This is a genomic window from Arthrobacter sulfonylureivorans, assembly GCF_022637435.1.
Taxonomy (GTDB): Bacteria; Actinomycetota; Actinomycetes; order Actinomycetales; family Micrococcaceae; genus Crystallibacter; species Crystallibacter sulfonylureivorans.
Genome location: NZ_CP093326.1, coordinates 2,707,714 through 2,725,794, shown reverse-complemented (window position 1 = coordinate 2,725,794; position 18,081 = coordinate 2,707,714). Strand labels below are relative to the sequence as shown.

The 18,081-nt window shown below is 68.4% G+C and carries 19 protein-coding genes; 16 read left to right on the top strand and 3 right to left on the bottom strand.

Annotated features, from left to right (window positions below; translation table 11 throughout):
* Positions 1 to 150: 150 nt before the first annotated feature.
* The 3 genes from rpsO to MNQ99_RS12620 all read left to right on the top strand — a co-directional run bounded on the left by rpsO (position 151) and on the right by MNQ99_RS12620 (position 4,361).
* Positions 151 to 420, top strand: a complete 270-nt coding sequence (gene rpsO, locus MNQ99_RS12630) for a 30S ribosomal protein S15 (RefSeq protein WP_241913171.1) — start codon at positions 151 to 153, stop codon at positions 418 to 420.
* Positions 421 to 732: 312 nt separating this feature from the next.
* On the top strand, positions 733 to 2,985 hold the full coding sequence (locus tag MNQ99_RS12625) for a polyribonucleotide nucleotidyltransferase (protein WP_241915363.1): 2,253 nt from the start codon (positions 733 to 735) through the stop codon (positions 2,983 to 2,985).
* A gap of 2 nt (positions 2,986 to 2,987) precedes the next feature.
* Complete coding sequence (locus MNQ99_RS12620; protein ID WP_241913170.1) at positions 2,988 to 4,361, top strand: M16 family metallopeptidase; 1,374 nt, start codon at positions 2,988 to 2,990, stop codon at positions 4,359 to 4,361.
* A 46-nt stretch (positions 4,362 to 4,407) separates the two neighbouring features.
* Here the strand turns inward: MNQ99_RS12620 and MNQ99_RS12615 are convergent, their stop codons facing one another.
* Entirely contained in the window at positions 4,408 to 4,764 is a 357-nt protein-coding gene (locus MNQ99_RS12615; RefSeq protein WP_127511729.1) for a MoaD/ThiS family protein, read from the bottom strand.
* Positions 4,765 to 5,865, bottom strand: a complete 1,101-nt coding sequence (gene moaA / locus MNQ99_RS12610) for a GTP 3',8-cyclase MoaA (protein WP_241913169.1) — start codon at positions 5,863 to 5,865, stop codon at positions 4,765 to 4,767.
* Positions 5,866 to 5,977: 112 nt separating this feature from the next.
* Between moaA and MNQ99_RS12605 the strand changes: the two genes are divergently transcribed.
* From MNQ99_RS12605 to MNQ99_RS12560, 10 genes are all read left to right on the top strand, one after another.
* On the top strand, positions 5,978 to 6,382 hold the full coding sequence (locus MNQ99_RS12605) for a TOBE domain-containing protein (RefSeq protein WP_241913168.1): 405 nt from the start codon (positions 5,978 to 5,980) through the stop codon (positions 6,380 to 6,382).
* 64 nt (positions 6,383 to 6,446) lie between these two features.
* A complete protein-coding gene (modA, locus tag MNQ99_RS12600; protein WP_338423128.1) occupies positions 6,447 to 7,211 on the top strand; it encodes a molybdate ABC transporter substrate-binding protein in 765 nt (254 codons plus the stop codon).
* A gap of 93 nt (positions 7,212 to 7,304) precedes the next feature.
* Positions 7,305 to 8,159: an ABC transporter permease gene (locus MNQ99_RS12595; protein ID WP_241913167.1), complete on the top strand. Its 855-nt coding sequence runs from the start codon at positions 7,305 to 7,307 to the stop codon at positions 8,157 to 8,159.
* A complete protein-coding gene (locus MNQ99_RS12590; RefSeq protein ID WP_241913166.1) occupies positions 8,156 to 9,208 on the top strand; it encodes a sulfate/molybdate ABC transporter ATP-binding protein in 1,053 nt (350 codons plus the stop codon). Before MNQ99_RS12595 ends, MNQ99_RS12590 begins: the two co-directional genes overlap by 4 nt.
* A 126-nt stretch (positions 9,209 to 9,334) precedes the next feature.
* Positions 9,335 to 10,546, top strand: a complete 1,212-nt coding sequence (locus tag MNQ99_RS12585) for a molybdopterin molybdotransferase MoeA (RefSeq protein WP_241913165.1) — start codon at positions 9,335 to 9,337, stop codon at positions 10,544 to 10,546.
* On the top strand, positions 10,543 to 11,019 hold the full coding sequence (moaC, locus tag MNQ99_RS12580; RefSeq protein WP_422387459.1) for a cyclic pyranopterin monophosphate synthase MoaC: 477 nt from the start codon (positions 10,543 to 10,545) through the stop codon (positions 11,017 to 11,019). The genes MNQ99_RS12585 and moaC overlap by 4 nt, the downstream gene beginning before the upstream one ends.
* Positions 11,016 to 11,549: a MogA/MoaB family molybdenum cofactor biosynthesis protein gene (locus tag MNQ99_RS12575; protein ID WP_241913163.1), complete on the top strand. Its 534-nt coding sequence runs from the start codon at positions 11,016 to 11,018 to the stop codon at positions 11,547 to 11,549. Before moaC ends, MNQ99_RS12575 begins: the two co-directional genes overlap by 4 nt.
* The gene (locus MNQ99_RS12570; RefSeq protein ID WP_127511721.1) at positions 11,546 to 11,974 is read left to right on the top strand and encodes a molybdenum cofactor biosynthesis protein MoaE; all 429 of its coding nucleotides are present in this window, start codon (positions 11,546 to 11,548) and stop codon (positions 11,972 to 11,974) included. Before MNQ99_RS12575 ends, MNQ99_RS12570 begins: the two co-directional genes overlap by 4 nt.
* A 16-nt stretch (positions 11,975 to 11,990) precedes the next feature.
* A complete protein-coding gene (dapB, locus tag MNQ99_RS12565) occupies positions 11,991 to 12,746 on the top strand; it encodes a 4-hydroxy-tetrahydrodipicolinate reductase (protein WP_241913162.1) in 756 nt (251 codons plus the stop codon).
* Positions 12,743 to 13,249, top strand: coding sequence for a tetratricopeptide repeat protein (locus MNQ99_RS12560; protein ID WP_241913161.1), 507 nt, complete (start codon positions 12,743 to 12,745; stop codon positions 13,247 to 13,249). Before dapB ends, MNQ99_RS12560 begins: the two co-directional genes overlap by 4 nt.
* A 9-nt stretch (positions 13,250 to 13,258) precedes the next feature.
* Here the strand turns inward: MNQ99_RS12560 and MNQ99_RS12555 are convergent, their stop codons facing one another.
* Positions 13,259 to 14,443, bottom strand: coding sequence for a heparan-alpha-glucosaminide N-acetyltransferase domain-containing protein (locus tag MNQ99_RS12555; protein ID WP_241913160.1), 1,185 nt, complete (start codon positions 14,441 to 14,443; stop codon positions 13,259 to 13,261).
* 117 nt (positions 14,444 to 14,560) lie between these two features.
* On the opposite strand from MNQ99_RS12555, the gene MNQ99_RS12550 reads away from it, so the two are divergent.
* From MNQ99_RS12550 to MNQ99_RS12540, 3 genes are read left to right on the top strand one after another with little or no spacing between them, the layout of a single operon-like run.
* The gene (locus tag MNQ99_RS12550) at positions 14,561 to 15,364 is read left to right on the top strand and encodes an alpha/beta fold hydrolase (protein ID WP_241913159.1); all 804 of its coding nucleotides are present in this window, start codon (positions 14,561 to 14,563) and stop codon (positions 15,362 to 15,364) included.
* Between the two features lie 44 nt (positions 15,365 to 15,408).
* Positions 15,409 to 16,332, top strand: coding sequence for a 4-hydroxy-tetrahydrodipicolinate synthase (gene dapA / locus MNQ99_RS12545; protein WP_241913158.1), 924 nt, complete (start codon positions 15,409 to 15,411; stop codon positions 16,330 to 16,332).
* Positions 16,329 to 18,020, top strand: a complete 1,692-nt coding sequence (locus MNQ99_RS12540; protein ID WP_241913157.1) for a ribonuclease J — start codon at positions 16,329 to 16,331, stop codon at positions 18,018 to 18,020. The genes dapA and MNQ99_RS12540 overlap by 4 nt, the downstream gene beginning before the upstream one ends.
* Positions 18,021 to 18,081: the final 61 nt, after the last annotated feature.

Genomic DNA, 18,081 nt, shown 5'->3' with positions numbered 1-18,081 from the left:
TAAACTTGCCGGTGGATTCGGCTGCGGTCTGTGGCGGCTGTATCCCTCTGTGCTCGGCGTCCGGCAGCCTCTGGCTGCCGGCGGAAGGTACGGAGCTCCCGGCAGCGAAGTGCTGACTCGGGCCTCACGGCACAACTTCTAGGAGTTATTGTGGCATTAGACGCCGCGATCAAGCAGGAAATCATCAAGGAATACGCCACGCACGAGGGCGACACGGGTTCCCCCGAGGTACAGATCGCTGTTCTGTCCCGTCGCATCTCCGACCTGACCGAACACCTGAAGATGCACAAGCACGACCACCACACCCGCCGCGGCCTGATGGCCCTGGTCGGCCGTCGCCGTCGTATGCTCACCTACCTGCGTGAAACCGACATCACGCGCTACCGTACGCTCATCGAGCGCCTCGGCCTGCGCCGCTAGTCGGCGAAGGAGGCGGCTCTTCCGTTCATCGCAACAGGGAACAGAAGGGCCGCCTTTTTTCCTACCTCGCCCTTTCGGGCGCGGCAGGAGACGGCCGGCGGGAAACCGCTGGGCGATAACTACATCAACTGGAGACTTCCGGTATCGCGGCATTCGCGGTCCTCGGTAGTGGCTTCCGGGACGTCCCTTGGGCAGCCCGTAGGTCTCGATCGAAGACCGGGTGGCGTACAGGCAGGCTGGCCGAGAAGCGGCCTGCAGGTCTGGGCAGATACCGGCAGCCTCCGCACACTCGAAGAAACGGAGGTGACTCTCTTGGAGGGTCCCGAAATTCAGTTCTCAGAAGCGGTCATTGATAACGGCCGCTTCGGCCAGCGCGTGATCCGGTTTGAAACCGGCCGCGTTGCCCAGCAGGCAGCCGGCTCGGCGATGGTCTACATCGACGAAGACACCGCCCTGCTGTCAGCCACGACGGCGGGCAAATCGCCGCGCGAAGGCTTCGACTTCTTCCCGCTCACCGTCGATGTGGAAGAGCGCATGTACGCCGCCGGCCGCATCCCGGGCTCGTTCTTCCGCCGCGAAGGCCGTCCGTCCACGGAAGCAATCCTGGCCTGCCGCCTGATGGACCGTCCGCTGCGACCGGCCTTCGTCAAGGGCTTGCGCAACGAGGTCCAGATCGTGGTCACCGTGCTGGCGATCAACCCGGATGTGCTGTACGACGTGGTGGCTATCAACGCCTCGTCCATGTCCACCCAGCTGTCCGGCCTGCCCTTCTCCGGTCCGATCGGCGGTGTCCGCGTGGCGTTGGTCGCAGACCAGGGCGGAGCCCAATGGGTGGCCTTCCCGAAGCACTCCGAGCTGGAACGCGCCGTGTTCAGCATGGTTGTGGCCGGCCGCATTGCCGGGGACGACGTCGCGATCATGATGGTCGAGGCCGAGGCAACCGACAACGCCTGGAACCTGATCAAGGAAGAGGGCGCCACCGCCCCCACCGAAGAGGTTGTGGCCGAGGGCCTGGAAGCGGCCAAGCCGTTCATCCGCGCGCTCTGCGACGCACAGGCTGATCTGGCCGCACGGGCTGCCAAGCCCACCGTCGAGTTCCCGATCTTCCGGGACTACGAAGACGATGCCTTCGCCGCCGTCGAGTCCGCCGCCGCTGCCAAGCTGACCGAGATCTTCTCGATCGCCGACAAGCAGGAGCGCAACGACGCCGCCGACGCGTTCAAGGCCGAGGTTGTGGCCCAGCTCGCCGGCACCGAAACCGCCGAGTTCGCCGGCCGGGAGAAGGAAATCTCCGCAGCCTTCAACTCGGTGACCAAGAAGGTAGTGCGCCAGCGCATCCTCACGGACCAGGTCCGCATCGACGGCCGCGGCCTCAGCGACATCCGCAAGCTCACCGCTGAAGTGGAAGTTCTGCCCCGCGTCCATGGTTCGGCCATCTTCGAGCGCGGCGAAACCCAGATCCTGGGCGTCACCACGCTGAACATGCTGAAGATGGAACAGCAGATCGATTCGCTCTCGCCGGTCACCCGCAAGCGCTACATGCACAACTACAACTTCCCGCCGTACTCGACCGGTGAAACCGGCCGGGTGGGTTCGCCCAAGCGCCGCGAAATCGGCCACGGCGCGCTGGCCGAGCGGGCACTGGTACCGGTGCTGCCGTCGCGTGAAGAGTTCCCGTACGCCATCCGCCAGGTCTCGGAGGCGCTCAGCTCCAACGGCTCCACCTCGATGGGCTCGGTCTGCGCCTCGACGCTGTCCATGCTCAACGCCGGTGTGCCGCTGAAGGCCCCGGTGGCCGGTATCGCCATGGGCCTGGTCTCCGACCAGGTAGACGGCGAGACCCGCTACGCGGCGCTGACTGACATCCTGGGCGCAGAGGACGCATTCGGCGACATGGACTTCAAGGTCGCAGGTACCTCGGAGTTCGTCACGGCCATCCAGTTGGACACCAAGCTCGACGGAATCCCGGCCTCGGTGCTGGCCGCCGCGCTGAAGCAGGCCCGCGAGGCCCGGCTGCACATCCTCGGCGTGATCAATGCCGCGATCGACCAGCCGGATGAGATGAGCGAGTTCGCCCCGCGGATCATCTCGGTCAAGATCCCGGTTGACAAGATCGGCGAGGTCATCGGCCCCAAGGGCAAGATGATCAACCAGATCCAGGAGGACACCGGCGCGGACATCTCCATCGAAGATGACGGCACGGTGCTGATCGGCGCCACCGACGGTACGGCCGCCGAGGCCGCCCGCGCCGCCGTGAACGCGATCGCCAACCCGCAGATCCCCGAGGTGGGCGAGCGGTACCTGGGCACGGTCGTGAAGACCACCACCTTCGGTGCCTTCGTGTCGCTGACCCCGGGCAAGGACGGGCTGCTGCACATCTCCGAGCTGCGCAAGCTGGCCGGTGGCAAGCGCGTGGACAACGTCGACGATGTGGTGTCGGTGGGCCAAAAGGTCCAGGTCGAGATCACCAAGATCGACGACCGCGGCAAGCTGTCGCTGGCTCCGGTGGTCGCTGACGAGGCTGCAGCTGAAGAAGCTGTGGCCGAAGAGGCCTCGGCCGAGTAAACATGACTGTCGTCGCCCTGCCGCTGGTTGGCAGCTTGCAGCATACCGATGCCACCGAGCTCGGCGGGTCGGACCCCACGCTGATCCATGGCGAACCGGGCGGTGCCATCGTGCGCCGCTCGGTGCTGCCCGGGGGAGTGCGGGTCCTGACCGAAGCAATGCCCGGCCAGCGGTCGGCGACGATCGGTTTCTGGGTCGGTGTTGGCTCGCGGGATGAAGCCGCGGGCCAACACGGCTCGACCCACTTCCTGGAGCACCTGCTCTTTAAGGGCACCAAACGCCGGACAGCACTGGATATCGCTTCCGCCTTCGACGAAGTCGGGGGTGAGTCGAACGCGGCCACGGCCAAGGAAAGTACCTGCTACTACGCCCGGGTCCTCGATTCCGACCTGCCCATGGCCATTGACGTCATCGCCGACATGATCACGTCAGCGGTCCTGGATCCGCAGGAACTCGAGCAGGAACGCGGAGTCATCCTCGAAGAGATCGCCATGGACAATGACGATCCCGCGGATGTCAGCCACGAAAAATTCGTTGAGGCGGTGCTCGGCGGGCATCCGCTGGGCCGGCCCATCGGCGGCACCCCCGAGGCGATCAAGGCCGTGGCCCGCGACTCGGTCTGGTCCCATTACCAGCGCTACTACCGGCCCGACGAGCTGGTGGTGACCGCTGCCGGCGGGCTGGACCACGACACGGTGTGCACCCTGGTGCTCGCCGCGTTGGAATCTGCTGGCTGGCATCTCCAGGACGGCGCAGCGCCGGTGCCTCGCCGCCAGACGGCCGCAGCGGACGTGACCCCGGTCGCCGGTACCTATGTGCACCGCCGTCCGGTGGAACAGGCAAACATCGTGATGGGCTGCCCGTCCATCAACGCCACCGATGAACGCCGCTTTGTCATGAGCGTGCTGAACGCCGTGCTGGGCGGCGGCATGTCCTCCCGGCTGTTCCAGGAAATCCGGGAGAAGCGCGGGCTTGCCTACGCCACCTATTCCTTCTCCGGCGCGTATGCCGACGCCGGCTACTTCGGCATGTATGCCGGGTGTTCACCGGCCAAGACCGGCCAGGTCATCGACCTGCTCGGTTCCGAACTGGACCGGCTTGCGGCAGACGGCATTAGCGCGGACGAGCTGCGCCGTGCCGTCGGCCAGCTATCCGGTGGCATCGTGATGGCGCTCGAAGACAGCGGCTCCAGGATGTCCAGGCTGGGTCGCGCCGAGCTGGTGTCCGGGGAGTTCCTCGATATTGACGAGTCGCTGGCCCGGATCAAGGCGGTCACCGTCGAGCAGGTCCGGGAACTGGCCGCCGAATTAGCGGCGGCACCCCGCGTCGTCACCGTGGTTGGCCCGTTCGACTCGCCGGCAGACTTCGGCCGCTAGCGGTTAGCGGCCGGGAGGGGCCGGCCGCGGCCCCTGACGCTGCTGGTTAGCCGCCGGCAAACGGCGGCAGGATGTCAATCACGTCCGTTGCCTTCAGCGGCGCCTGCCGGTCCTTCCACGCCACCTCGTTGCGCAGGAAGCTGCTCCGGGCGATCACCGACTCCATGGACGGGGCCGACGAGCGGCCAGGCGCCACCGACGCCGCTCTGGGCGGCGCACCCTGCGCAACCGCTCCGCCTCCGGACGCGGCAGCTGCGAGCACCCTGTCCTGGCTCTCCACCGGACTGTGGCGTGCCACGACTTCGCGCAGGAGCGCTTCCAAGGTGGTGCCGTCGGGCAACTCCAGCGTTTCCTCATCGAGGCCGGCCGCGGCCTGGGCCGCGCCGAAATACCGGATGATCATCTATCCGCCTATCGCACTCATGGTCCGGTCCGGCTGGACGAAGTCCGCGCCGCCCAGACCAGCATGGTCCATACCGTGGGCCTTGGGCTTGGCCCACATTGCGCTCCGCCAGTGTTCCGCCACGGCCTCGTCGCCCGCCTGGCTGCGCAGCAGGGCCAGCAGGTCCGTTTCCTCGTGCGAGAACAAGCAGGAGCGCACCTTGCCCTCGGCGGTGACCCTGGTACGCCGGCAATCGCCGCAGAACGGCTCCGTCACCGAGGCAATGATCCCCACGGTGCCGGCGACGACGTCGGGGGAGCGCCGCCGTCGTACTTCCCACCGCTGGGCCGGCGCCCCGTCGCGTTCGCGCGGATCTGGGGCGAGCAGGAAGTCCGGTTCCAGCAGGGCGCGGATCTCGGCCGCCGCCAGCATGTTTTGCCTGGTCCAGCCGTGATCGGCGTCGAGCGGCATCTGCTCGATGAACCGCAGTTCGTAGCCGCGGTCCACGGCCCAGTCCAGCAGTGCGGGTGCCTCGGCATCGTTGATCCCGCGCATCAGCACCGCGTTGATCTTCACCAGGCCCAAGCCGGCGGCGTCCGCGGCCTCGATTCCGGCGAGCACCCGGTCCAGGAACGGGCGCCGGGTGAGCTGGGCGAACGTCTCCGGGTGCAGCGAGTCCAGCGAAACATTGATCCGGGTCAGGCCGGCCGCCTTCAGTGCGGCGGCCTTCTTCTCCAGCCCCAGGGCATTGGTGGTCAGCGATATTGGCAAATCCGGGTGGTTGTTCCTGATCGCGGCGATGATGTCCACCAGCCCGGCACGGACCAACGGTTCGCCGCCGGTCAGGCGCAGTTCGCGCACGCCCAGCCGCTCGGCGGCGATCCGCACCAGACGGACCACCTCTTCGTCGCGGAGGACCTGGTCCTTGGACAGCCAGTCGAGGCCTTCGGCCGGCATGCAGTAGGTGCAGCGGAGGTTGCACTTGTCCGTCAGCGAGATCCGCAGGTCCGTGGCCACCCGGCCGAAGCGGTCTACGAGTGACGGACCCGCGCCCGCGGGCCGCGCGGGTGCCGCAGCCGCCGCGGCGCCGGGAACCTGCGGCATACCCAAGTCAACGCTCATACCACGAGGGTACGCGAGGAAGCCCATTGGTGCAGGGCCGGTCCGCCTGTCGGGAAGGCCGGCCGTTCGGCAACCTATCGCATTCCGCATTTGAGGAACTAGACTCGCTTTTATGACGCAAATACGCATCGCCGACGCTGCGCGTTTCATGGGTGTCAGCGACGATACCGTCCGGCGCTGGCTCGACGCCGGCACCTTGACCAAGCACAAGGACGCCTCCGGCCGGGCTACCGTGGACGGCGCGCAGCTGGCCGCCCTGGCCCGGGAGCAATCGGCCCTGCCGCAGGACCCCACCGGAATCGGAAGTTCGGCCCGTAACCGCTTCGTGGGCATCGTGACGGAGGTTCTGCAAGACACGGTCATGGCGCAGGTGGAGATGCAGTGCGGCCCGCACCGGGTGGTCTCCCTCATGAGCGCCGAGGCCGTCCGCGAGCTGGGCATCGAGCCCGGCTCCGTTGCCGTCGCCGTCGTGAAGGCCACGATGGTGACCGTCGAGACCCCGTTGGCAAAGGACTGACATGGGTCACGCTCCAGGCCGGAACAGCGCAGTGAAACGGACTGCGCGAAGTAGCCTGTTGGCCGTGTTGCTGGGCGGGGCACTGCTGGCAACCACGGCGTGCACAGCGGCGGGACAGGGGCCGCAGGAGGCACCCGCGTCGGGATCGGCAAGCTCCGGCGAGTTGAATGTCTTCGCCGCTGCCTCGCTCAACGGCGTGCTGACGGATCTGACCGCCGACTTTGAGGACGACCACCCGGACGTGACCGTCCGGCTCAACTTCGCCGGCTCCTCCGATCTGGCCACCCAGATTCTGTCCGGAGCACCCGCGGACGTGTTCGCCTCGGCCAACCCGGAGAACATGGACAAGGTCACGGCACCCGGCATGGCGGCCGGAGAGCCGGTCACGTTCGCCACGAATGTGCTGCAGATCGTCGTACCGGAGGGGAATCCGTACGGGATCGCATCGCTGGCAGACCTCGCAGACCAGCAGGTCAAGACCGTGATCTGCGCCCCGCAGGTGCCGTGCGGCGCGGCCACACAAAAGGTATCCCAGGAAGCCGGCATCAAGATCCCCGCGGTGAGCGAGGAATCATCCGTCACCGATGTGCTGGGCAAGGTGATGTCCGGGGAGGCCGACGCCGGCCTGGTCTACGTGACCGATGTGAAGAACGTTCAGGGCGACGTCGAGGGTATCGACTTCGCCGAAGCCGGTGCCGCGGTCAATGACTATCCGATTGCGCGGCTGGCCGAGAGCGCCAATCCGGACGCCGCCGAGGCTTTCGTGGCGCTCGTGACCGGACCGGAGGGGCGGAAGGCCCTGGCGGACTATGGTTTCGGAACGCCGTAACCGCCCGCACGAAAAATACCGCGCCCGCACTAAGGCGACTTGACGCCGGTGCCGGGGAACCACAGCGGATTAGCAAAGGACGGATCAGAGACCATGGCTACAACGACGGCGGTGCCGGACAGGGTGAACACGGTGCCGGACACGGCGACAGCGGTGCGTGCTCCGGTGCCGTACTGGGTATATCCGCTGGCCGCAGCCGGCGCCATCTTCGTCCTGCTGCCGCTGGCCGGGATGGCTGCCCGCGTGAATTGGCAGGAGTTTCCACAGCTTGTCACCTCCGAGGCGTCGCTGGCCGCGCTCGGCCTCAGCCTGCGGACAGCCACCGCCAGCACGGCCTTGTGCATCGTGCTGGGCATCCCCATGGCACTGGTACTGGCCCGCAGCAGCTTTCCGGGCCAGCAGGTGCTCCGTTCGCTGGTGCTGTTGCCGCTGGTCCTGCCACCAGTGGTCGGCGGCCTGGCCCTGCTGTACACCTTCGGGCGGCGCGGGCTGCTGGGCAGTACCTTCGAGGCGTTCGGACTCCAGATTGCCTTTTCCACCACCGCCGTGGTGCTGGCGCAAACCTTCGTGGCGCTTCCGTTCCTGGTGTTGAGCCTGGAGGGAGCGCTGCGCACGGCGGGAACCCGGTATGAAGCCGCCGCGGCAACTCTGGGCGCGCGGCCGTCCCGCGTCCTTCGCACCGTCACGCTGCCGCTGGTGCTGCCGGGGCTGCTCTCCGGAGCGGTCTTGTCCTTCGCCCGCTGCCTCGGCGAATTCGGGGCCACGCTGACTTTTGCCGGCAGCCTGCAGGGGGTCACCCGCACGCTGCCGCTGGAGATCTACCTGCAGCGCGAAACCGATGCCGATGCCGCGGTCGCTTTGTCGCTGGTGCTGGTGGTGGTCGCCGTCGTGGTGGTCACGCTGGTGCACCGCAGGGCCGGATGGGTTCCGGCCCTGGGTGTCCGGTGAGCCTGGAACTGACCGTGCGGCTTCCGTCCCGCGGCTTTGAGGCGGACTTCAGCGTTGCCGACGGGGAAACGGTTGCCGTGCTCGGCCCGAACGGTGCCGGCAAGTCGACGCTGCTCGGCTTGATCTCCGGCCTGCTGCGCCCCGCCTGGGGCCGGGCGCAGCTGGACGGCAACGTGCTCTTCAGCGCCGGGCAGCGGCAGCCCGACCGCTGGGTGCCTGCCCACGCGCGCGGCGTCGGTCTGCTGGCGCAGGAACCGCTGCTGTTTCCGCACCTGAGCGTCAAGGCGAATGTTGCCTACGGCCCGCGCAGCCGGGGCGCATCCCGTGCCGCGGCCGATCAGACCGCCCGCCATTGGCTGGCCGAACTCGATGCCACCGAGCTGGCGGGCCGCCGCCCGGCTGAGCTTTCCGGCGGCCAGGGGCAGCGCGTTGCAGTGGCCCGGGCCTTGGCCGCCGAACCTGCGCTGCTGCTGTTGGATGAGCCGATGTCCGCGCTGGATATCACCGCGGCGCCGGCGTTGCGCAGGCTGCTGCGCAGAGTGTTGGCAGGACGCAAGGCCGTGATCGTCACCCATGAGCCGCTGGACGCCCTGTTGCTGGCCCACCGGGTGGTGGTGATGGACGGCGGCCGGATCGTCGAGCAGGGGCCGGTGCGCGAGGTGTTTGCCCGGCCACGCAGCTCCTTCGCCGCGGGGATGACGGGTCTCAACCTGGTCACCGGGACCGCCACCGAATCCGGGTTGACGGACGCCGACGGGGTGCACTGGAGCGGCGATGCCGAGGCCGGACTGCGTCCCGGGGACCTGGCCGCGGCCGCGTTCCGCCCTGCCTCGGTGGCGCTGTTCACCGATCTTCCGGCCGGCAGCCCGCGCAACGCCGTGGCGGCCACCGTGACCGAACTCGTGCCGCACGGCGGCCTGGTCACGGTCCGGGCCGGCTGGCTGGCAGCCGAGGTGACACCGGCTGCGGTGTCCGATCTGTCGCTGGCGCCGGGGGACCGGGTGCACTTTGTGGTCAAGGCCGCCGAGGTATCGATCTATCCCAGGTGACGCCGCCGGCCGCGCCGTACCGTCCGGAGCGTCGCCTAGGATGGCAGCAGAACCTGCACCTGCGGCAGACCGGATCTGGCGGCACCATGGCCACAGCCGGTCTGATCTGCGCGACAAGGAGGGCCCGTGGCCAAGAGCGTTGCCGAGCACCGCGCCGACGTTGAGGAACTGATCCGGTATGCGGCACGGGCCAGCCTCGCCGGCACCGAGTCAGTGGCGCTTGAAGCGGCCTACGGGCGTGTCCTGGCCGCCGACGTCGCGGCGCCGATGAGCCTGCCGCCGTTCGCGAACTCACAGATGGACGGCTACGCGGTCCGCAGCGCGGAAACCTCCGGCGGGGCGGACCTCGCCGTGGCGGCGACGATTCCCGCCGGCTATGCCGCGCCGGCGCTGCCGCCGGGCTCGGCCGCCCCGATCATGACCGGAGCCATGCTGCCCGAGGGGGCGGACGCCGTCGTCCCGATCGAGGAAGCGGTGCCGGACACGTTCCTGACCGAACGCGACGGGCACACGGTCAGGCTCCCGGAATCGCCGGCCGGGCGGTTCATCCGCGCCGTCGGCAGCGACATTGCCGCCGGCAGCCTCGCGTTGACCGCCGGAACAGTGCTGAAGGCCCCGCAGCTGGGACTCCTGGCGGCCTTGGGCCTGGCCACGGCCGACGTGCGGCCGCGGCTGCGGGTGCTGCTGCTGAGCACCGGAGACGAGGTGGTGGCCGCCGGCGGACGGCTGGACGCCGGACAGATCTACGACGCCAACAACACCATGTTGGCGGCCTCGCTCCGCGAAGCCGGCTGCGAGGTGGTGGAGAGCCGGATCCTGGCTGATGCGGCGCCGGAGTTCCGCGGCCTGCTCGATGCCGAGCTGCGCCGCCAGCGGGCGGATCTGGTGCTGACCTCCGGCGGCATCTCCAAGGGCGCCTTCGAAGTGGTCCGGCTGGCGCTCGAACCCGAGGGCGTGGCTTTTGCCCCGGTGGCGATGCAACCGGGCGGCCCGCAGGGCGCCGGCCGGATCGGCGGAGCCGTGTTCCTGGGCTTCCCTGGCAACCCGGTCAGCTGCCTGGTCTCCTTCGAGATGTTCCTGCGGCCGGCGCTGACCAGCGTGCTGGGCACCCCGGCGCCGCGCACGGTGCTGCGGGTCCCGCTGGCCGAAGCCGCCGACTCGCCTGCGGCCAAGCATCAGGTGCGGCGCGGCCATTACGACGGCGGCCGGGTGCGGCTGGTGGGCGGAGCGGAGTCCCATCTGGTGCACGCAATGGCGCAATCCAACGCGCTGGTTCACCTGCCCGCGGGGGTCGAGCACACGGAAGCGGGCCAGGACGTGGAAATATGGCTGCTATGAGCGATGCAGAACGACTGACCCACGTCCGCGAGGACGGCACGGCGCATATGATCGATGTCAGCGGCAAAGACGAAACCACCCGGCAGGCCACCGCGCAGGCGGTGCTCTCCACCCGCTCCGACGTGGTGGAACTGCTGGCCGCCGGCTCGCTGCCGAAAGGCGATGCGCTGGCGGTCAGCCGGGTGGCCGGCATTATGGCGGCCAAGCAGACACCGCAACTGATTCCGCTGTGCCACCCGCTGCCGATCAGCAAGGTCACCGTGGACTTCTTCCCGGCGGCGGACTCCGTGCGGATTGAAGCGACGGTCAAAACCCGTTCCGTCACCGGCGTCGAGATGGAGGCGCTGACGGCCGCCTCGGTGGCGGCGCTCAGCCTGTATGACATGGTCAAGGCGGTGGACAAGCACGCGGTGATCTCCGACATCAAGGTGCTGGCCAAATCCGGAGGCAAGAGCGGGGACTGGGCGCTGTGAGCGCGAGGACCGCCGGCATCATCATCGCCTCCACCCGCGCCGCGGCCGGAGCCTACGAGGACGAATGCGCGCCGCTGATTTCCGAATGGCTGGCCGGCCACGGCCTGGCCGCCGGGGTGCCGCAAATCGTCGCCGACGGCGAGCCCGTCCGCCGCGTGCTGCAAAAGATGCTGGCCGCGGGGCCCCGCGTCATCGTCACCAGCGGAGGAACCGGACTGGCTGCCGACGACCGCACCCCGGAGATCACCGCCGTCGTGCTGGAACGCGATTTGCCGGGCGTGATGGAAGCCATCCGCGCCTACGGACGCGCCAAGACGCCGCTGGCGGCGCTGAGCAGGGGCGTGGCCGGCACCGCCGGATCCACTTTCGTGGTCAACCTGCCCGGGTCGCCCGGCGGAGTGCGCGACGGCCTGGCCGCGCTGGACCCGCTGATCGGCCACATCTGCGCCCAGTTGGAGGGGAACACCGACGCCGGCCATGCGGGGCCGGGGGATACTGGAAGCACGCGGCGGACGGAAGGACAACCATGACCAGCACGGTGTTGTATGCGGCGGTGACCGGTGACGCAATCGACGTCGCCGAAGCGACGGCCGCGGTGGATTCGGCCGAATGCGGTGCCGTGGTCAGCTTCAGCGGAGTGGTCCGCAATCACGACGGCGGACAGGCCGTGGCTGCGCTGTCCTACTCGGCCCACCCCAGCGCCCAACGCGTGATCGCGGAGGTCGCCGGCCGGATCGCCGCGGAGCACGACGGCGTCCGGATCTGGGTGGCGCACCGCACCGGCCCGCTGGCGATCGGCGATCCTGCCCTGGTGGCCGCCGTCGCGTCGGCACACCGCGCCGCGGCCTTTGCCGCCTGCTCGGAACTGGTGGACCGGATCAAGGAAGAGGTTCCCGTGTGGAAGGAACAGCACTTCGCCGACGGCAGCACCGAATGGGTCGGCATCGGGCAGTAGCGATACGCTGGAGGGCATGACTGAGCAACTTGCGGTGGCCGTGCTGGGCGCCGGCGGACGGATGGGGAGCGAGGCCGTCACGGCCATCGAGTCCGCCCCTGACCTGGAACTGGTGGCCGCGCTGAAGCGCGGCGACTCCCTCGACGAACTGGTCTCCGCCGGAGCCCAGGTGGTGGTGGACCTGACCACACCGGAGAACACCGAAGCCAACGTCCGGTTCGCCGTCGAACACGGCATGCATGCAGTGGTCGGCACCACCGGCTGGGACGAAGCCAAGCGCGCCTCGCTGGCGCAGCTGCTGGAGCAGCACCCCGGGACGGGCGTACTGATCGCGCCCAACTTCGCGCTCGGCTCGGTGCTGGCATCCTCGTTCGCCGCCACGGCGGCCAAGTACTTCGAATCGGTGGAAATCATCGAACTGCACCACCCGGACAAGGTGGATGCACCCTCCGGCACCGCCATCCGCACCGCGCAGCTGGTGGCGGCCGCCCGCGACGCGGCCGACGTTCCCGCCGGCCCGGACGCCACCACCAAGGCGCTGGACGGTGCCCGCGGGGCGGATGTGGACGGCGTGCGCGTGCACAGCGTGCGGCTGCGCGGCCTGGTGGCGCACCAGGAGGTGCTGCTCGGCGGCCCGGGCGAACAGCTCACCATCCGGCACGATTCGTTCGACCGCGCCTCTTTCATGCCCGGCGTATTGCTGGGCGTCCGGGCCGTCACAGGGCGGCCCGGACTGACCTACGGACTGGACGGGTACCTGGAACTTTCATGAGCAACACTGAAGAAACGGCAGGCGTGCCCGACGGCGGCAACGGCGGCGTCGGCTGGTACACCCGGCACGGAGCAAAAATCTGGGTCGGTGTGATCATCGTCCTGCTGGTGGGCTATCTGATAGCCACCCTGCAGCGGGCTTGGCTGATGCTCAGCGAACCGGACCTCGTGGCCAAAGGACTGGGCGTCGCCCTGGTGATCCTGCCGGTCATCGGCGCCTGGGCGCTGAGCCGGGAATTGCTGTTCGGCTCGCGGATGTCCAAGCTGGCCCGGACGCTGGAAGCCGAAGGCGGCCTGCCCGTGGACAACCTGCCGCGCACGCCCGGCGGGCGGATTGTCCGGGAGGCAGCGGACCAGGAGTTCCTCAAGTACAAAGCCGAGGCCGAGGCAGCGCCGGAGGACTGGCGCAGCTGGTTCCGCCTCTCCTGCGCCTACGACGCGGCCGGCGACCGCAAGCGCGCCCGCGAGTCGATGCGCCACGCGATCGGACTCAGCCGCTCCTGAGCTGAGTGCTCAGCGGGACCGGCTGCCGGTCGGCTTGAGCGCATCGCGGGTGAGCCGGGACGCGGTGGAGATCACCAGCTCGAACGGTCCGCGCCAGCCCAGGGCGTGGAAGACCATCCCGATGACCATCGCCGCAACCGCCTGCCACAGGTACACCGGCAGATCCGGGGCGGTAGGGGGCAGCGTGCTGAGGACCCAGACATGGGCGGAGTAGAGCGTCAGGGTCATGGCGCCGGCGCCCGAGAGCGGCAGCAGCAGCCACGGCAGCCGCGAGGTCAGCAGCAGGCAGGCCGCCAGCACCACAGCCGAGGTGCCTACCGTGTGCAGCAAATCGAAGCTCGTTCCGGAGTGCGGTGATGAGCCGCCCAGCCACCACCACGAACCGCGCTGCTCGATCCAGCTCATGTTCACTTGGTACACCAGATCGAAGTCTGCCCGTTGTGCCGACTCGGTGGCTGCTACTTCGGCATAACCGCCCAGCCGGTCCATCACCAACCAGGAGCCGGCTTTGGCCGCCACCGCCAGCACCGCGCCCCCGGCCAGCAGTCCCAGCTGCACGCCGGTGCGCTGCAGTTCCAGCCGGCCGATCAGCAACCCGGCGAGCAGATAGCCAAGCCACTGCACCACCGGGTAATAGCCGGTCAGGAAAAGGTCGCTGAGCAGCGTGGCCGGCGTCAGCAGGTCATAGACCATGGGGTTGTGGCCCAGCTCGGCCGGGTCCACGGCAGCTTCCGCCACGGGGCGCAGCAGGTGCGCCAGCACCGGGGAGAGGATGATCCACCCGGCGGCCCAGAGCGCCAGCACCCGGCGGCGCAGCTGCAGGAACGGCAGCGCACACAGGAACAGCACGGCATAGTGGACCAGGATCACCGCAACGTTCACTTCCAGCGTGCCCAGCATCATGCCGACGGTCGCGATCAGCAGGGCGCGCACGGCGATGCCGCCGCGGTCCGCGGCCAGGCTGCCGCCCTGGTGGCCGCGGCTGCCGCCGGTCAGCAGTGCCAGCCCCACTCCGGCCAGGACCGCGAACAGCGCCGAGGACCGACCTGACAACACCAGGCCAACGAAATTCGGCTCCGGATTCGTCCCGGCAGTCCACGGCGCAAAGATGTGGGTAGCCATCATGCCCAGCAGGGCGATGCCGCGGGCGGCGTCGATTCCGGCGATCCGGCGGCCGGTGGAAGCAGAGGGCATGCACAGATATTCTCACAGCCGGCCGGAGGACCGGTGGGAAAGTTCAGCGGCCGGCACGCGATACCGTGAGGGAATGGACACCTTCACACACTGTTCTCCGGCGGCCGGGGAGCGGCCATGATGGGATTCGCTGTCAACGAGTACGACGGCGTGAGGCTGGCTTTCGAGGACACCGGCAGCGGCGAACCGCTGCTGTTGGTCCACGGAACGGCGTTGTCCAAGGCTGCCTGGCGGGGACTGGGCTACCAGCGCGCCCTCAAACCGCGTTACCGGGTGGTCTCGCTGGACATGCGCGGACATGGTCGCAGTGACAAACCGCACAACGATGAGGCCTACACCATGGAGCGCTTTATGGGCGACGTCGAAGCGGTGCTGGACGCCAGCGGGCTGCAGAGCGTGCATTACTTCGGCTACTCCTTTGGCGCACGGGTCGGGCTGGCGATGGCCGCCTCCCGGCAGCATCGCCTGCGTTCGCTCACCATGCTCGGCGGGACCCACCGGAGCATGGCCGGCCAGGTCGGCAAACTCTTCTTTCCCGACTACCTGGACGCGCTCGAGACGGGCGGCATGGAGGAGTTCCTCCGCCGCTGGAACGATCGCCGCACCGGGGCGGTGGACCCGGCCACCCGGCAGGCCTTCCTGGCGAACGACCCGGCGGCGCTGGCAGCCTACTTCCGCGCCGGCGAAGAGTTGCCGGGACTCGATCCGCGCGTGGTCCAGCAGATCCAGTTGCCGGTCCTGCTGATCGCCGGCAGCAAGGACCACCCCCGGGCCGAGGAATCGCGCCAGGCCGCCGCCCTGCTGCCGGACGGACACTTTGCCGAATTGCACGGTTTGGACCACGCCAGCTGCCTGTCCGCCCAGGAAGACGTGACTGCGCTGTTGACGGGTTTCCTGGAACGGGCCCACGCGCACCGTTGACACCGTTGCCTGATACCGCCTCCGGACACGGTAACGTTTTCCCTATGGCTGAGTCTGACGTTCGTGAGTATCCCTTCGGCACCCTGGTCACCGCAATGGTCACCCCCTTCACCGAGGAGGGCGAGGTGGACTACCTGAAAACCGCCGAATTGGCGGACAAACTGGTCCAGGACGGCTGCGACGGACTCGTCGTCACCGGCACCACCGGCGAAACATCAACGCTGACCGACGCCGAGAACGAAGCGATGTTCCGCACGGTCGTCGAGGCGGTCGGTGGACGGGCCAAGGTCATTGCCGGGTCGACCACCAACGACACGCGCCATTCCATCAGCCTGTCCCGGCGTGCCGCCGCCGTCGGAGTGGACGGACTGCTCATCACCGCCCCGTACTACAACAAGCCGAGCCAGGCGGGCGTCCAGGCCCATATCGAAACCATCGCCTCCGCGATCGGCCTGCCGGTCATGGTCTACGACATCCCCGGCCGCGCAGGCATCTCGATCGAGACGGACACCCTGATCCGGTTGGCCGAGCACCCGCTCGTCGTGGCGCTCAAGGACGCCAAGGCGGACTACGGCGAGACCACCCGCGTCCTGGCCAACACGGACCTGGACGTCTACTCGGGCGACGACGGACTGACCCTGCCGCTGATGGCAGCCGGAGCCGTCGGCGTGGTGAGCGTGACCGCCCACGTCGCAACCCGGCAGTTCCGCGAGCTGGTTGATGCCGCACTGGCGGGGGACTTCGCCACCGCGCGCCGGCTCCATTTCGAGTTGGACCCGGTCATCCGGGCCGTGATGACCCACGTGCAGGGCGCCGTCGCCGCCAAGCAGGTCCTGAAGTGGCAGGGCGTCCTGCCCAACTCGGTGGTCCGGCTGCCGCTGGTGGAACCGTCCGAGGCCGAGCTCGCGCCCATCCGCGCGGACCTGACGGAGGCCGGCTGGACACTGGAGGCCCTGAACGCCCGATGAGCCAGTCCACGCTGACCCAACTCCGAACCCCGCCCAGCCTCGAACCGGGCACGCTCCGGATTGTTCCGCTCGGCGGACTCGGGGAGATCGGCCGCAATATGGCGGTCTTCGAGATCGACTCGAAATTGCTGGTGGTCGACTGCGGTGTGCTGTTCCCGGAAGAGCACCAGCCCGGGGTGGACTTGATCCTGCCGGACTTCTCCTACATTGAGGACCGGCTCGATGACGTCGTCGGCGTGGTCCTCACCCACGGGCACGAGGACCACATCGGTGCCGTCCCGTACCTGTTGCGGATGCGGCAGGACATTCCGCTGATCGGCTCCCAGCTGACCCTGGCCCTGGTCGAGGCCAAGCTGGCCGAACACCGGATCACGCCCTACACCCTCACCGTCGCCGAAGGCCAAATCGAGCAGTTCGGGCCCTTCGAATGCGAATTCGTGGCGGTCAACCACTCCATCCCGGACGCGCTGGCGGTCTTCCTCCGGACCGCTGCCGGCACGGTCCTGCACACCGGCGACTTCAAGATGGACCAGCTGCCGCTGGACGGGCGGATCACCGACCTGCGCGCTTTCGCCCGCCTCGGCGAGGAGGGCGTGGACCTGTTCATGGCCGACTCCACCAACGCAGACATCCCCGGCTTCACCACCGCGGAGAAGGAAATCGGCCCGGTGCTGGAGCGCCTCTTCGGCCAGGTGCAGAAACGCATCATCGTCGCCTCGTTTTCCTCCCACATCCACCGCGTCCAGCAGGTGCTCGACGCCGCTGCCGCCCACGGCAGGCACGTGGCCTTCGTGGGCCGCTCCATGGTGCGGAACATGAACATCGCCGCCAAACTGGGCTTCCTGAATGTTCCCGAGGGCATCCTGGTGGACCTGAAGAACGTGGAGGACTTCCCGGACGACCGGATCGTGCTGATGTCCACCGGATCGCAGGGCGAGCCCATGGCCGCCCTGTCACGGATGGCCAATGGGGACCACCGCATCCAGGTCGGCAAGGGGGACACAGTGATCCTGGCGTCCTCGCTGATCCCGGGCAACGAAAACGCCGTCTTCCGGGTCATCAACGGCCTGTTGAAGCTCGGCGCGGAGGTCATCCACAAGGGCAACGCCAAGGTCCACGTGTCCGGCCACGCCGCGGCCGGCGAGCTGCTGTACTGCTACAACATCCTGCGGCCCAAGAACGCCCTGCCGGTGCACGGCGAGACCCGCCACCTGATTGCCAACGGGCGGCTGGCCGAACAGACCGGTGTGCCGGCGGAAAACGTCTTGCTGGCGGACGACGGATCGGTCATCGACCTGAAGGACGGCACCGCACGGATTGTCGGCCAGATCGAATGCGGATACGTGTACGTGGACGGATCGAGCATTGGCGAGATCACCGACGCGGACCTCAAGGACCGCCGGATCCTGGGCGAAGAGGGTTTCATCTCCGTGATCACGGTGGTCAACCGCAGCACCGGCCAAATTGTCTCCGGACCGGAAATTCATGCCCGCGGGTTCGCCGAGGACGATTCGGTCTTCGACGACATCAAGCCGAAGATCATCAGCGCGCTCGAAGAGGCAGTGGTCAACAACACGGACCACACCACGTACCAGCTGCAGCAGGTGGTACGCCGGGTGATTGGCACGTGGGTGAACAAGCGGCACCGCCGCCGGCCGATGATCGTCCCGGTGGTCCTGGAGGCCTGACCCCTTCTCCGGCGCAGTGGATCCATGCGGGCCAAATCCCGCGGATGAGCGGGTTCAGCCG